Below are 13,682 nucleotides of genomic sequence, written 5' to 3' on the forward strand. Positions count from 1 at the left end.
GGTTTCAGGGCTGGAGGCGGGTGACGGTCCAGCCCTGGTCCTGGTCCTGGCTGGTGCGGTCGTAGCGCAGGCGTTCGTGGAGGCGGTCGGTGCCGTTCGCCCAGAACTCCACACTGGACGGCTCCAGGCGGTAGCCGACGAACGGCTCCGGGCAGGGCAGCGGGCGGGCCGGCTCGCCCAGGGCCAGGGCGCGCTCGCGGATCTCCTCCAGGTGGGCGAGGTCGCGCAGCGGCTCGCTCTGCAGGGAGACCGTGGACATGGGATGGGTGAACACCGCGCGCGCCGCCCAGAGTTGCTCGGCCTCGGCGCGCGACAGCTGGACGACGGGGCCGGCCAGGGTGACCTGCTGGCTGGTCTCACGCCAGTACAGGACGCCCGAGGCGTGCGGGTTGGCGGCCAGTTCGCGGCCCTTTTGGCTGCCGTCGTGGGTGATGAACACCAGGCCGGTGTCGGTGATCTGGTTGACGGCCACGATCCGGGAGGAGGGCCGCCCCTGGGCATCGGCGGTGGCCAGGGCCAGCGCGCGGGGCTCACGCACCCCCAGCTCCGTGGCCGCCTTCAGCCAGGACGACAACAGCCCCAGCGGCTCGGCCGGCGGGGTGCGGAACTCGGGGAAGGACACCTCCACAGAGCCCGTCAGGGTTTCGGAGCGCCGTACATCAGACATGGATCAATCCTTCGGCGAATGCGGCCACAGGGCGACTGCGGCCCCAGGGCGGCTTCGGGGGCAGGGCAAGGGCCGGGCCGGCGCTCGGGGGAGGGCGCCGGCCCGGCGGTCTTGGGGGGTGGCTCAGGCCGGGTCGGGGGTGCGGGCCGGGGCCAGGAGGTGGGCCAGGGTGGTGCCCACGATGCGCGGGCCCTGGCGGGTGAGGACGGATTCGGGGTGGAACTGCAGGGAGGCGAAGCCCGCGCCGCGCAGGGCGTGCACCTCCCCCGTCGCCGCGTCCCGGCTGACCTGGACGGGAGTTTCCTCGCTCACGCCGGGCACGCCGCGGGGGGTGAATTCCTCGGCCTGGCTCAGCAGCGCGAAGGTGTTGTAGTAGCCGACGTGTTCGGCGGCGCCGAAGAGGTCGATCTGTTTCTGCACGCCCTGGTTGGGCACGCTCCTGCGGCGCAGGGGCAGGCCGAGCTGCAGGCCCAGGACCTGGTGGCTGAGGCAGACGGCGAGGAAGGGCCGCTGTTCGCGCAGCAGGGTGGCGATCGCGGTGTGCAGGTGGCCCATCTTGGGGTGGGCCACCTCCTGGGGGTCTCCGGGGCCGGGTCCCATGACGATCAGGTCGTGGCCCTCGAAGGCGTAGTCCTGGTCGTAGCGGCGCACGGTGACGTCCAGGCCCAGCGAGCGCAGCTGCTGGTCGATCATCGAGGTGAAGGTGTCCTCGGCGTCGACGACCAGGACCTTGCGGCCGGCCAGTTCGGGCCGGGCGGCGGTGCGGGCGCGGGTGTCGGAGAGCCAGAAGCCGGCGATGGAGTCGTTGCGCAGTTCCAGGGCGCGGCGCACGCTGGGGTGGTCGGCGAAGCGTTCGGTGGGGTCGCCGCCCAGGGCGGCGACGAGTCCGGCGGCCTTGGCGCGGGTCTCGGCGGCTTCGGAGGCGGGGTCGGAGTGGCGCACGATGGTGGCGCCGACGCCGATGGCCAGGCGTCCTTCGTGGCTGATGTCGGCGGTGCGGATGAGGATCGCGGAGTCCAGGGCGCGCTCGCCGTGTGCGTCGCGGCCGATGAGGGCGGCGGCGCCGCTGTAGTAGCCGCGGCCGCCGGGTTCGTACTCGCGGATGATGCGGCAGGCGCTCTCCAGCGGGCTGCCGGTGACGGTGGGGGCGAACATCGTCTCGCGCAGGATGTCGCGCACGTCGCGGTCGGTGCGGCCCTCGATGAAGTACTCGGTGTGGGCGACGCGGGCCATTTCCTTGAGGTAGGGGCCCACCACGCGGCCGCCGGTGTCGCAGATGCGGGCCATCATCTTGAGTTCTTCGTCCAGGACCATGTACAGCTCGTCGGTCTCCTTGCGGTCGTCCAGGAAGGCGAGGACGCCTTCCAGGGTGGAGCCGGCGGGCGGGTAGCGGTAGGTGCCGCTGATGGGGTTCATCACGGCGGTGCCGCGGTTGAGGCTGACGTGGCGTTCGGGGGATGCGCCGACCAGGATGCGGCTGCCGGTGTGGATGAGGAAGGTCCAGTGGGCGCCGCTCTCGCGTTCCAGGAGCCGGCGGAAGAGGGCCGGGGCGCTGGCGGGACCGTAGTCGGTGATGTCGGCGACGAAGGTGCGCTTGATGACGAAGTTGGCGCCCTCGCCGGTGCCGATCATCTCCTTGGCGATGCGGCGTACGACGTCCTCGTACGCGGCGTCGTCGACGTCGAAGCCGCCGCCGGCCAGCGGGGTGGGGACGTCGGCGATGCGGGCCAGGGCCTGGGTCAGGGGCAGGTGGCCCTGACCGGTGACGGTCATGGCGAGCAGCGGGGTGCCGTCGTCGGCGCAGGCGAAGCCCCGTTCGGACAGCTGCCGGTAGGGCATGACGACCAGCACTTCGTGGTGGGCTGGGGTGCCGGGTGCGGGGGCGGGGGGCAGCGGGATGTCGGCCAGGGTGGCCGGCAGGGTCACCGAGCCGGTCAGGACCTCCACCACGTCCGGGCCGTTCGTGCCGGGGCGGTGCAGCAGCGCGAAGGCTTCGGCGCGGCCGGTGAGCGCCTGTTCCAGGAGGTCGGCGCCGGCCGGCGTGGTGGGGGTGGGTGGTGTCGGTGTCATGTGAACAGCCCCTTGACGGTGGTGACCCGGGCGCACCGCTCGGCGGCGTAGGTGAGGGCCGAGCGGTGGTAGTCGTGGGTGAAGTCGGCCGTGGCGTCGGCGACGAAGAACGGCTGGATGTCGTGGGTGAAGGCGTCGACGGCGGTGGCCAGGACGCCGACGTGGGCGTAGACGCCGCACAGGATGAGCTGGTCGCGTCCGGCGGCGCGCATGCGCTGAAGCAGGTCGGTCTTGAAGAAGGCGCTGTAGCGCCACTTGGTGAGCAGCCAGTCCTGGGGGGCGGGAGTGAGGGCGTCGACGACCTCGCGGTCCTGGGGGGAGGTGCGCATGCCCGGGCCCCAGAAGTCCTTGAGCAGGCCGCGCTGTTCGTCGCTCATGCCGCCGGGCTGGGCGGTGTAGGCGACGGGGATGCCCAGGCCGGCGCACCTGTGGCGCAGTGCGGCGGCGTTGGCGGTCAGTTCCTGGCGCAGGGTGTCGGGGAAGGGGGCCAGGAAGTAGCGCTGCATGTCGTGGACCAGGAGGACCGCCCGGTCGGCGTCGGCGGTCCAGGACACGGCGGCCTCGGGCAGGTCGCCTTCGGCGGGCAGGGGGTAGGCGCTGATGGGGGGTATGCCGGTCATGGTGGCAGTCCTCGGTCGTGGGGCGGGTGCTGAGGTGCGGGCCCGGGTGGGGTCAGGCGGGCCAGGCGTTGACGGCGGTGAGGGCCTGGGCGGGGTTGAGGCGGGGGTCGCAGCAGGAGGTGTAGCGCTCGCCGACGGTGTCGAGGTCGGCTTCGGTGGTGGCGCATTCGGTGACGTCGTCGGGGGTGGTTTCCAGGTGCAGGCCGCCGGCGGTGCCGCCGCCGGCGCGGACGGCCTCGACGAAGCCGGTGATCTCCCTGGCGACGGTGTCGACCATGCGGGTCTTGTAGCCGCCGGGTGCGGTGACGGTGTTGCCGTGGACGGGGTCGCTCAGCCAGATCGCCGGGTGGCCGGCCTCGCGTACGGCTTCCACCAGGCGGGGCAGGCGTGTGGCGACGTGGTCGGCGCCCATCCGGGCGATGAGGGTCAGGCGGCCCGGGTCGCGCCAGGGGTCCAGCCGCTCGCACAGGGCGAGGAGATCGGCCGGTTCCATGGTGGGGCCGACCTTGCAGGCCACGGGGTTGCTGACCTCGGCGAGCAGTGCGACGTGGGCGCCCTCGACCTGCCGGGTGCGTTCGCCGATCCAGGGCCAGTGGGTGGAGCCCAGGAACATGCGGCCCTTGTCGTCCATGCGCAGCATCGGCGTCTCGTAGTCCAGCAGCAGCGCCTCGTGGCTCGTCCAGACCAGGGGTTCGACGACGTCGCGGCCGGCGGCGCGGTCGCGCCAGCCGAGGTGTTCGATGATGTCGCCGGCGGCCATGTAGCCGGTGAGGATGCGCAAGGGGTCGGGGCGGCGGCTCTCGGCGTCGGGTTCGGGGCCGTTGACCATGTGGCCGCGGAAGACGGGCAGTTCGACGCCGTCGATGATCTCGGTGGGCTTGGAGCGGGGCTTGGCGAACTGGCCGGCGATGCGTCCCACCCGCAGGACGGGCTTGCCGGTGATCAGGCCGAGTGAACCGGCCAGCACCTCCAGCAGGGCGGCCTTGCGGGCCACCTGGCGGGGTGTGCACTCCTGGGGGTCCTCGGCGCAGTCACCGGACTGCAGCACCATCGCCTCGCCGGCGGCGACCTTGCCCAGCAGGGTGCGCAGGGTGGCCAGGTCATCGCCCTGGACCAGCGGGGGGCGGGCGGCCAGTGCCTCCGCGACCCGGTTCAGCTGGGATATGTCACTCCAGTCGGGTTGCTGGAGTGCCCCGCGGATACGAATCTCCCGTATGACGTCTTCCATGACGTAACTCCGATCCAGCGGTAATCGAGTGGTTCTCAGGTGGGAATGCCGGTGCGCTTGATCTCCGGTACCGGAATGCCGAGCGCCCGCAGCTGCTGGAACGGGTTCATGAACTCGCGATTGCGCTTGATTTTCCCGTTGTCCAGTTCGAAGGAATGCAGGAAGTGGTTCTCGTAGTAGCCCTCGGGGTAGTCGCCGAAGCGGATTTTCCCGCGTCCGTCGCATTCCACCCAGATGTGGTTGGGGTCCTGCGTCTCGAAGATCTGGATGTTGTACCACTCCCAGTCGGGGAAGCAGTCGAGGGACCATACGGCGTGCTCGGCGAGCCGGTCGCGGCCCACGGTCTCCACCGGGGATCCGGTGTCGGTGGTCCACAGGCCGCCGCGGCCGTCCTCGGTGAACAGTTCGTGCCGGCGCAGCCGGTCCTGTCCGCGGGTGTGCATGTACCGCTCGACGGTGGCGCGGTTGGCGGCGCGCAGTTCGGCGGCGTCGGCAAAGCCCTGGCTCTGGGCGGAATCAGACATGGGTGTCCCCTCTGTGGATAGTGGGCTGAATGCGGGAATCGGTGCTTCCGGGCGCACTTTTCCCGGCGATCGGTTGCGATCCTGCCTGATTCACCGGAGCAAAATCAACACCGTTCCGACGTTACACTCCTGAACATTGTGTAATGTTCAACTTTAATGAGGGCATGGTGCGGCACGCACCGGTGGAAATAAAAAGAAAGGCTTTCGGTAATGCGTCGGGCAGGCCGCCGGAATGACGCCGGGGCGCGGGCCGGGCGGCGGGTGGAACAAAGAAAGGCCTGAGCCGGACCGGGGTCCCGGTCCGGGCTCAGGCGGGGGTGCCGCCCGGGGGCGGCGGAGCGCGGTGCGGTGTGCTGGGTTCAGATGCGGCCGTTGTGGACCGCGCTGATCACCGTGCGCATGAGCGGGGAGAGCTGGTGGTAGGGGCCCAGGTTGAGGTACCTGCCGCCGGGCTCCCACTTGACGGCGGCGATCACGATGGGATCGCCCTCGTAGGCGCGCGGGGCCTCGCGCACGAACCGCTCCACCTGCTCGGTGATGGCCACCGGAAGCGCCGCGGCCTCGAAGCCGCGGGCCGGCGGCGGGGCGTAGCAGATCCGCCCGACGTCGGGCGAGTCCCAGCTGAGGGTGGTGTAGATGCGGAAGGAGCGCCCGGCGAAGGCCAGCATCTGTTCGTCGGGCTCGGGCAGGGCCAGGGCGCGGTGCAGGGCGCGGATGTTCTCCGGTGCCAGGCAGGCCGGGGAGAGCTGGGTGAAGTACAGGTTCACCGTGCGGCGCCGGTAGTCGATCCCGGTCATCGCGACGTGGCTCAGGCCGTGCCGTTCGAACAGCGCGGCGTGGCCGGCCAGGGCGCGCGGCATGCCGGGCAGTCCGGCGAGTTCGGCGACGGGCTGTACGTCCTGCGGGAAGTGCGCGTAGATCTTGCTGAATCCGCCGACGACGCCGCCGTCGATGAGGTACTCGGCGATGGCGCACCGCTCCTGCAGGGCGGCCAGCAGGCCGGCGACGGGGTGGTCGGTGGCCTCGAGGAAGCCGTGGGCCAGGGCGGTGGCGTAGGGATCGCCGGCGGCGGGCGGCACGGTGACGGTGTAGTCGAGCTCGGTGGGGGCGTGCTCGGTGGTCGAGACGCTGTAGACGACGCCGGCCTGCTCCAGGCCGTCGGCGTAGGCGGCCAGGACCGGCCGGACCCGGTCCGGCGCGCAGGCGACGCCGGCCAGCCGGGCCGCCTCCTCGATGGCCGCGTACACCCGGTCGATCCCCGTGAGTGTGGGCATGTGTCCTCCGTGTGCCGGTGGGCGCTTGTTCGCAGCAGGGAGCGGTGCCCTGGGCCGGGCCCGCACGGGGCGGTGCCCGGCTCAGCCGGTCACGCGATCTTCGTGGCGCTCAGGATGGCCTGGACGGGGATGACGTCGCGGGGCACCTCGGCGGGGTCCTTGGTGAGGGCCTGGGTGACCTTGAACCCGCACTCCTCCAGCCACCGCTGGTAGGTCGAGATCTTCTGCGGGCCGCCCTGGCCCATGGTGCAGCCGATGAAGAAGGCGGGGAAGAAGTCGACGTTGTAGTTGTCGGTGTCGCGGATGTCCTCGGGGTAGACCGGCACCATGATGTGGACCTGGCCGCCGTCCTCCAGGGAGCGGTGCACGCCCTTGAGGATCGTGAAGACGTCGTCCTTGTCGAACATGTCCAGGAAGTGCTTGATCAGTACGGTGTCGAAGCCCCGGGGGATCTCGTCGAAGACGTTGCCGCCGATGAAGGAGCAGTGCTCGGCCACGCCGTGCTCGGCGAAGTTGGCCAGACAGGCGCTCTCCTTCTCCGGCAGGTCGAAGGTGGTCACCTTCAGCCCCGGGGAGGCCTTGTGCCGGTAGGTGTGGATCGCGCCGAGTCCGGTGTTGCCGGCCACGTCCAGGACCTGGGCGCCGGCGGGGACGTCGATGTTGGCGAAGAACCAGGGGTCGATGTTGGCGGTGACGTTGTTCATCAGCGTCAGCCAGGCGTCGTTGAGGTCGCTGTGGTCGGCGACGGCGTCGTAGAGGGTGCCGCCCTCGGTGCCGTACAGCTCCTTCAGGCCCACCAGGGTGCCGGTGCGGGCGCTGTCGGTGAGGTGGAAGAGCTGCCGCAGCGCCACCACCTTGATCATGTTCATGTAGGTGAGGGCGCGCTGGAGGTCGCTCTCGGCGACCTCGGCGAGCGCGTCCAGGCTGTAGCCGCCGCTCGTCTCGTCCTGGGCGACGAAGCCCTCCTTGACCAGGAGGAACAGCAGCTGCTCCACGGCGTCGGGCTTGGCGCCGACGGCCTGGCCGAGCTCGGCGGCGCTCTGGCCGGGCCGCTCGCGCAGCCGGTCGATGATGCCGAGCTCGAAGACCGACAGCAGGCTCATGAACCGCGAGGGGCCGACCATGTATTCGCGAAAGCGCCCGAGAGTGGCTTCAGTTGACATGTGCGCTGTTCCCTTTCGACTGGGGTGAGGTGCGGTGCGCCAGGGGTGGCTGCGGTGCGCGGGGGAACGGCCGGGCCCTACGAACGCCCGCCGATGTACGAAAGGTTCAGTCGGCTGTTGGTGCGCCACTGGTAGTAGGACTGGAGCTTGTAGTACTCCTCGCCGCTGGAGGTCACCGCGGCGTAGACCATCTTGGGCGTGCCGGCGCCGTAGGGGTTGGTCTTGAGGAACTGCTCGACCTTGCTGCCCAGGCGGGCGGAGAGCTCCAGGGGGTCCTCGGTCTTGACGCTGTAGGAGATCCGCTCGACCTTCAGGGAGTCCCAGTTGACGGTGGCGTAGACGCCGAAGGCCTTGCCGCAGAAGTCGAGCATCTGCTCGCTGGGCTCCCGCAGCCCCATCTCGCGGTGCATGGCGCGCACCGTGTGGGGGGCCACCACCTCGGGCGAGGCCGCGAAGTACACGTTCATGGTGCGCCCGGCGTAGTCGATGCCGATCAGGTCGACCTTGTCGGCCAGGCCGTAGCGGGCGAAGAAGTCCTGGTTCTCGGCCAGCGCGGCGGGCATGGAGGGGACCTGCGCCAGGTGGGAGACGGACTCGTGGCGGCCGCCGGGGAAGTACACCCAGATCTTCTTGAATCCGCCCTGGACACCGAAGTCGACGCCGTAGCTGTCGACGGCGCAGTGCTTTTGCACCTCGGTGACCAGCGACTCGATGGGGTGGCCGGTGGGGCTGGTGAGTTCCTTCTCCAGCGCGGTGGCGTAGGGGTCGATGCCCTTGGGCACGGTGAACCGGCAGTCGAACTCCCCCTCGTGGCGCGCGTTGGTCGCCACCCGGAAAGCGATCACGGCGTCCGGCAGGACCTCCTCGAACGCGCTCAGGATGGGCCACACCTTCTCGCGCGCGCATGCCACGCCCAGCAGCCCGGCTGACTCCTCGACGGCGGCGTAGACACCTGCCGGATCGGCGGTTCCCGACATCATTCCTCCATGGGTGGATTGCGCGCCGGTATGAGCGGCGGCGGTTACGTGCCCCGGCGCGCCGGGGCGCGCGAAGACGCGGCCGAAGGCGGGCCGGGCGGCCGGTGTCCTGCCCGGCGGCGTCCGTGCGGGAGGTGCGCGGACACCGGCCGGCACCGCGCGCGGCGGTGCCGGCCGGTGTCCGGGAAAACAAAAAAAGGGGGGGTGGTGAGGGGCCCTGCGTCCCGCGGACGGGCGCGCGGTGTCCTGTACGGATTTTCCGTGCGGGTCGACCGTGCGGTGTCCCGGGCCCGGCTCAACTCCCGTGCCGCTGTGGGCTCCACGCTCCGCGAAGGAGGGGGCAGGCGTTTTCGGGCAGGGGAGGTCTGCAGAAATAGTGACACGGGCCGGGCTCCACACCAAGAGCCCTTCAAAGTGACGTGGGTCACGCCAGCTGGCGGTGTGCGCGGCGCGCGTGCCAGGAGGGCAGCGGACACCCCCGGCGCCCGGCAGAGCGGGGCGGGCGCGGCTCTGCCACCGCCCAACGGCACTGTGGGCGAGGCGAGTTGGTCCGTTGGGCGCGCCGGAGGGAGTGGTGGCGGGGCCAACGGGCGGGTCAGGGCGCGGGGTTGTGTACGGGGGGCAGGATGAGGGTGGGTTCGAGCGGGGTGCGCGCGGTGTCCTCCCGGGGCAGCGGGGCCAGCGCGGCCCGCTCTCCTCTTTGCTGGCGCCAGCCGGCCTGGGCGGCCACCACGGCCACGTAGGGGATGGCGACGCCGCCGATGAGGGCGCACACGGCCAGAGCGGGCCAGCGGTTCCAGGTGAGGGCCATCAGGACCACGCAGGCGGTGCGGACCAGCATGGCGCCGACGTATCGGCGCTGACGGCCGCGCAGTTCCCGGCTCAGGCCGGTGCGCGCGGCGGTGCCGGCGGTCAGGGTGCCCGGCCCGGGCGCGGGCGCGGGGGCGAGGGCGGGCCGGGGGCGGTCGCGGTGGCCTGGGGGGCGGTGCATGAGGACCATCCCTTCTGCGGCCCCGGCCGGGCGGGCCCGGGTCCGGCCGCCCGGCGGGCGGGGCCGGGCGCGTGCGGTGCGCGGGAGGGGCGGGCGCGGTGCGGTGCAGGGGGGTTGCGCGGGGGTGCCGGGGCGGTACGGGAGGGGCGGTGCGGTGGTGCGGGGCGGCGGGGGTGGGGGCGTTGCCCCGCTCCCCCGCGCCGCTGCCGGCGGCCCGGCCGTGGGCGGGCCGGGCCGCCGCGTCAGTGCAGTTGCTGGTCCGGCTCGCGTCCCTCGACGGCGCCCGGCGCGTGGCCGTCGGCGGAGCCGTGGCCGTTGACCGGGGGGTGGCCGTTGAGCGGGGCGTGGCCGTTGACGCCGGCCGGGCCGTGGTCGAGGTGCTCCAGGGCCTGGCGCATCTCCTGCTCGGTGGGGGCGGCGATCTGCCCGCCGGAGAGCCAGCGGCTGAGGCGGTGGCGGACCGTCTCGGTACGGGATTTGGGGTTGGGCACGCCGTCGCGGTCCTCGCGCAGCGGGGCCGGCAGCGGCTGGTGGATCTCGCGGGAGAGCAGCATGTACTCCTGCCCGCGCTCCAGGCGCTCGTGGACCTCGACGAACTCCCCGTGCGGCAGGCGCTTGATGCGGCCGGTCTCGCGGCCGTGCAGGAGCTTGTCGCGGTCGCGCAGCTGCAGGCCCAGGCAGATCCGCCTGGTGATGACGTAGGTCAGGGCGGGCACCACGAAGACGCCGACGCGGACCGCCCAGGTGATGGAGTTCATCGACAGGTGGAAGCGTTCGGCGAGGATGTCGTTGGCGCCGCCGAAGAAGAGCACCAGGTAGAAGGCGGCCAGGGAGCACACGAACGCGGTGCGGGTGGGCTGTTCGCGCGGCCGGTCCAGCAGGTGGTGCTCGCGCTGGTCGCCGGTGATCCAGGCCTCGATGAAGGGCCACAGGCAGGCGATGCCGATGAGCAGGGTGGGCAGGACGACGGCCGGGATGAGCACGCCCATGTTGACGGTGTGGCCGGCGACGGCGAACTCCCAGGCGGGGAAGGCGCGCAGGGCGCCCTCCAGGAAGCCCATGTACCAGTCGGGCTGGGACCCCTGGGAGATCTGGTCGGGGCGGTAGGGGCCGTAGAGCCAGACGGCGTTGATCTGGGCGATGCCCGCCATCAGCGCCAGGACGCCGGAGACCAGGAAGAAGAACCCGCCGGCCTTGGCCGCGTAGTGCGGCATCAGCGGCTGGCCGATGACGTTCTGCTGGGTGCGGCCCGGGCCGCGGAACTGGGTGTGCTTCTGGTAGACGACCAGGATCAGGTGGACGGTGACCAGGGCCAGCATGATGCCGGGCAGCAGCAGGATGTGGAGGCTGTAGAAGCGCGGGATGACGTCGGTGCTGGGGAACTCGCCGCCGAAGAGGAACATCGTCAGGTAGGTGCCCACCAGCGGGATGGCCAGGGTGACGCCCTCGGCGATGCGCAGGCCGGTGCCCGAGAGGAGGTCGTCGGGCAGCGAGTAGCCGAGGAAGCCCTCCAGGGTGACCAGGATCAGCAGAACCACGCCGATCAGCCAGTTCAGCTCGCGCGGCTTGCGGAAGGAGCCGGTCAGGAAGTGGCGCAGGGTGTGCGCCATCGTCGCGGCGATCATGGTGAGCGCCGCCCAGTGGTGCAGCTGGCGGATGAACAGGCCGCCGCGGACCTCGAAGCTGATGCGGAGCGTGGAGGCGTAGGCCTCCGACATCTGCACGCCCTGCAGCGGGACGTGCGGGCCCTCGTACACCGTCTCGCCCATGCTCGGGTTGAAGAACATGGTGAGGTAGAGGCCGGTGAGGATCAGGATGATGAAGCTGTAGAGGGCGATCTCGCCGAACATGAAGGACCAGTGTTCGGGGAAGACCTTGCGCATCAGGGTGCGCCACTGGTAGATCCCGAGGCGCCCGTCCGCCCAGTCGGCGATGCGTTCGCCCTGCGGCGCCTTGCTCCGCTCCCGCTGCGGTGCGTCTTCGGTGATGCTCATGCCCGCGCGCCCTCCCCTCGCCGCTCGGTGGCCACAGGCACACCCGCGCCGGCCGGCGAACGGTCGGCGGTGGGGGCGGCCTGCAGCGGCGCAAACGGGCCCGTGCCCTGGAGCGGAAGGAACGCTATCGAGCTCCCGCGCGGGCGAACAACCGCGCTCGAGCCGGTTGCCGGTCCCCACTCCAGCGTCTCTCCAGTGGAGTTCCAGTGGTGCTCAAGTGCCGGGGCGCGGCCGGTGCCCAACAGGGCGTGCGAGAAGGGTGAGTTGTGGCCGCGCGCCCACTCCGGGTCGCCCAAGTAGGCCTGAACAGCGGGGAGTTGCTGCCTTCTTGTCATGGCCGAACCCTATGTCCAGGGGGTGGGGCGTCCGCGCGCGCCCTCCCCTTGTGCCCCCTGCGGCTGTGTTCCCCTGCGGCGGGCAGGGGGGCTTCCCCTTCAGGCCTGGCGGCCCTTGGCGGCCGGGGTCACGGCCGGCCACCGGGCGGAGGAGCCGGGCGGGTTCAGCAGGGCGGAGCCGGTGGCCACCCCGATGGCCGGGGCGGCGGGGCGGGTGGCGGGGCGGCGGCGGGCGCGGGGGCCGTGGGTGGAGCTGGGCGGCGCCGCGGCGCCCGGATCGAGGCCGCCGGGTGCGGGTGCGGGGCGTGGGGTGGCCGGGTGCGGGACGGCGGCGAGCGGTCCTGCCGCCTGCAGCCGGGCGACGAGGAGGGTCGCGGCGTGCGGGTCGGTGGGCGCGGCGGCGGCGATCTTGGCGGTGTGGCGCCGGCCGAGGCGGGCGCGCAGGCCGGTGGGGGCGTCCTGGCCGGTGGTGGTGAGCAGGTGGCGGGTGCTGGACTGCCAGGCGGGGGCCAGGCGGTGGGCCAGGGCGCGGCGCAGCCGGTAGGTGAGGCCGACGGTGGTGCCGTGGCCGGCCAGCAGGTGGTCCAGGACCAGTGCGCCCTGCACGGCCAGGGTCATGCCCTGGCCGTGGGCGGGGTCCAGCAGGGCCAGTGCGTCGCCCAGGACGAGGAACTGGTCGGGGAAGCGGCGCAGTTTGTCGTAGTGGCGCCAGCGGTGGTGCGTCCCGGTGCAGGCGTGGAGGGGGGCGAGGGGGGTGGCGGCCTGGATGACGTCGTGCAGCAGGGGGTGGCGCAGCGCGGCGGCGGCGCGCAGCAGTGCCGTGTGGTCGGCGGGCGGGGGCCGGCCGTCACCCGAGCACAGGCTCACCGACCAGCGGCCGCCCTCGATGGGGGTGAGGGTTCCTTGGTGGGGGTGGCCGGGTGCGGCCATCAGCAGCAGGCCCTGCCAGTCGGCGACGTGGCCGACGGGCGGGGCGAAGACGGTGGAGACGTAGGTGGTGCGCGCCGCGGCCACGCTCTCGCGGGGCGGTTCGTAGCCGAGTTCGGCCAGCCAGTGCGGGGCGCGGGAGGTGCTGCCCGAGGCGTCCACGACGAAGTCGGCGGGGATCAGCCGGCACCGGCCGCGGCCGTCGGGGCTGGTGCGGTCGCGGCCGCGGGCGAAGACGCCGGTGACGGTGTCGTTGCGGCCGGGCCGCAGGGCGACCACCTCGTGGTCGCTCACGAAGTGCACCCGGGGATCGGCGCGCAGCCGCTCGCGTATCACCGCGTCGATCACGTCGCGGCCGGCACTGAGCAGGGACAGGCCGGAGTCGAAGCGGGGCAGCCAGCCGTCGGGGCCGAGCAGCAGCATGTCCTGGGGCATGCGCAGGCGGACGGCCCCGGCGCGTGCGAAGTCCGCGCCGATGCCGGGGAAGAGCTGTTCCAGGCCTTGCTGGGCGGTGGTGGTGAGGGTGTGGGTGTGGCGGGCCTGGGGCACGCCGCGGCGCCGGCCGGTGCCGTGCGGGGGGCGGTCGCGTTCGATGAGGGTGACCCGGTCCATGGAGTTGGCCAGGGCGCGCGCCGCGGTGAGTCCGGCCAGGCTCGCCCCGATCACCACGGCGTGGCCGCGGCCGCCCCCTGCGCTCCCGTCGACGCCGTGTGCGTCCAGAGTCATCGTGGCCGCCCTTCCGGTGCATATGTGGTTGCATCATGCGGTGTGCGCCGCCCCGGCCGGCGGGCTTTGCCCAACTGCCCGGGGCGCTCCCGCCGTTGGCCCGGGGCCGAGCCGTCCGGTACGGGGGTGCGGGGCGCCGCCGCCGGATGGTGTGACGTGCCTGGTGGGGGCGCAAGGACCACTGCC

Annotated in this window: 11 protein-coding genes; all 11 read right to left on the minus strand. The window is 72.2% G+C overall.

Annotated features, from left to right (window positions below; genetic code table 11):
• Window positions 1-4 precede the first annotated feature (4 nt).
• The gene (gene phzG, locus ACZ6B8_RS16200) at window positions 5-667 is read right to left on the minus strand and encodes a phenazine biosynthesis FMN-dependent oxidase PhzG (protein WP_471607588.1); all 663 of its coding nucleotides are present in this window, start codon (window positions 665-667) and stop codon (window positions 5-7) included.
• 123 nt (window positions 668-790) lie between these two features.
• Window positions 791-2,737, minus strand: coding sequence for an anthranilate synthase family protein (locus tag ACZ6B8_RS16205; RefSeq protein ID WP_471607589.1), 1,947 nt, complete (start codon window positions 2,735-2,737; stop codon window positions 791-793).
• Window positions 2,734-3,357: an isochorismatase family protein gene (locus ACZ6B8_RS16210; protein WP_471607590.1), complete on the minus strand. Its 624-nt coding sequence runs from the start codon at window positions 3,355-3,357 to the stop codon at window positions 2,734-2,736. The genes ACZ6B8_RS16205 and ACZ6B8_RS16210 overlap by 4 nt, the downstream gene beginning before the upstream one ends.
• A gap of 52 nt (window positions 3,358-3,409) precedes the next feature.
• The gene (locus ACZ6B8_RS16215; protein WP_471607591.1) at window positions 3,410-4,585 is read right to left on the minus strand and encodes a 3-deoxy-7-phosphoheptulonate synthase; all 1,176 of its coding nucleotides are present in this window, start codon (window positions 4,583-4,585) and stop codon (window positions 3,410-3,412) included.
• Between the two features lie 35 nt (window positions 4,586-4,620).
• On the minus strand, window positions 4,621-5,109 hold the full coding sequence (locus ACZ6B8_RS16220; protein WP_471070653.1) for a PhzA/PhzB family protein: 489 nt from the start codon (window positions 5,107-5,109) through the stop codon (window positions 4,621-4,623).
• A gap of 359 nt (window positions 5,110-5,468) precedes the next feature.
• Window positions 5,469-6,383, minus strand: a complete 915-nt coding sequence (locus tag ACZ6B8_RS16225) for an aromatic prenyltransferase (protein ID WP_471070656.1) — start codon at window positions 6,381-6,383, stop codon at window positions 5,469-5,471.
• A gap of 89 nt (window positions 6,384-6,472) precedes the next feature.
• On the minus strand, window positions 6,473-7,546 hold the full coding sequence (locus tag ACZ6B8_RS16230; protein WP_471070659.1) for a methyltransferase: 1,074 nt from the start codon (window positions 7,544-7,546) through the stop codon (window positions 6,473-6,475).
• A gap of 77 nt (window positions 7,547-7,623) precedes the next feature.
• Window positions 7,624-8,526: an aromatic prenyltransferase gene (locus ACZ6B8_RS16235; protein WP_471070662.1), complete on the minus strand. Its 903-nt coding sequence runs from the start codon at window positions 8,524-8,526 to the stop codon at window positions 7,624-7,626.
• A gap of 592 nt (window positions 8,527-9,118) precedes the next feature.
• Entirely contained in the window at window positions 9,119-9,514 is a 396-nt protein-coding gene (locus ACZ6B8_RS16240) for a DUF3099 domain-containing protein (RefSeq protein ID WP_471070665.1), read from the minus strand.
• Between the two features lie 242 nt (window positions 9,515-9,756).
• A complete protein-coding gene (qcrB, locus tag ACZ6B8_RS16245) occupies window positions 9,757-11,508 on the minus strand; it encodes a cytochrome bc1 complex cytochrome b subunit (RefSeq protein WP_471070668.1) in 1,752 nt (583 codons plus the stop codon).
• 434 nt (window positions 11,509-11,942) lie between these two features.
• The gene (locus ACZ6B8_RS16250; RefSeq protein WP_471070671.1) at window positions 11,943-13,496 is read right to left on the minus strand and encodes an FAD-dependent oxidoreductase; all 1,554 of its coding nucleotides are present in this window, start codon (window positions 13,494-13,496) and stop codon (window positions 11,943-11,945) included.
• Window positions 13,497-13,682 lie beyond the last annotated feature (186 nt).

The sequence above is a fragment of the Streptomyces sp. NPDC041122 genome, assembly GCF_055592445.1.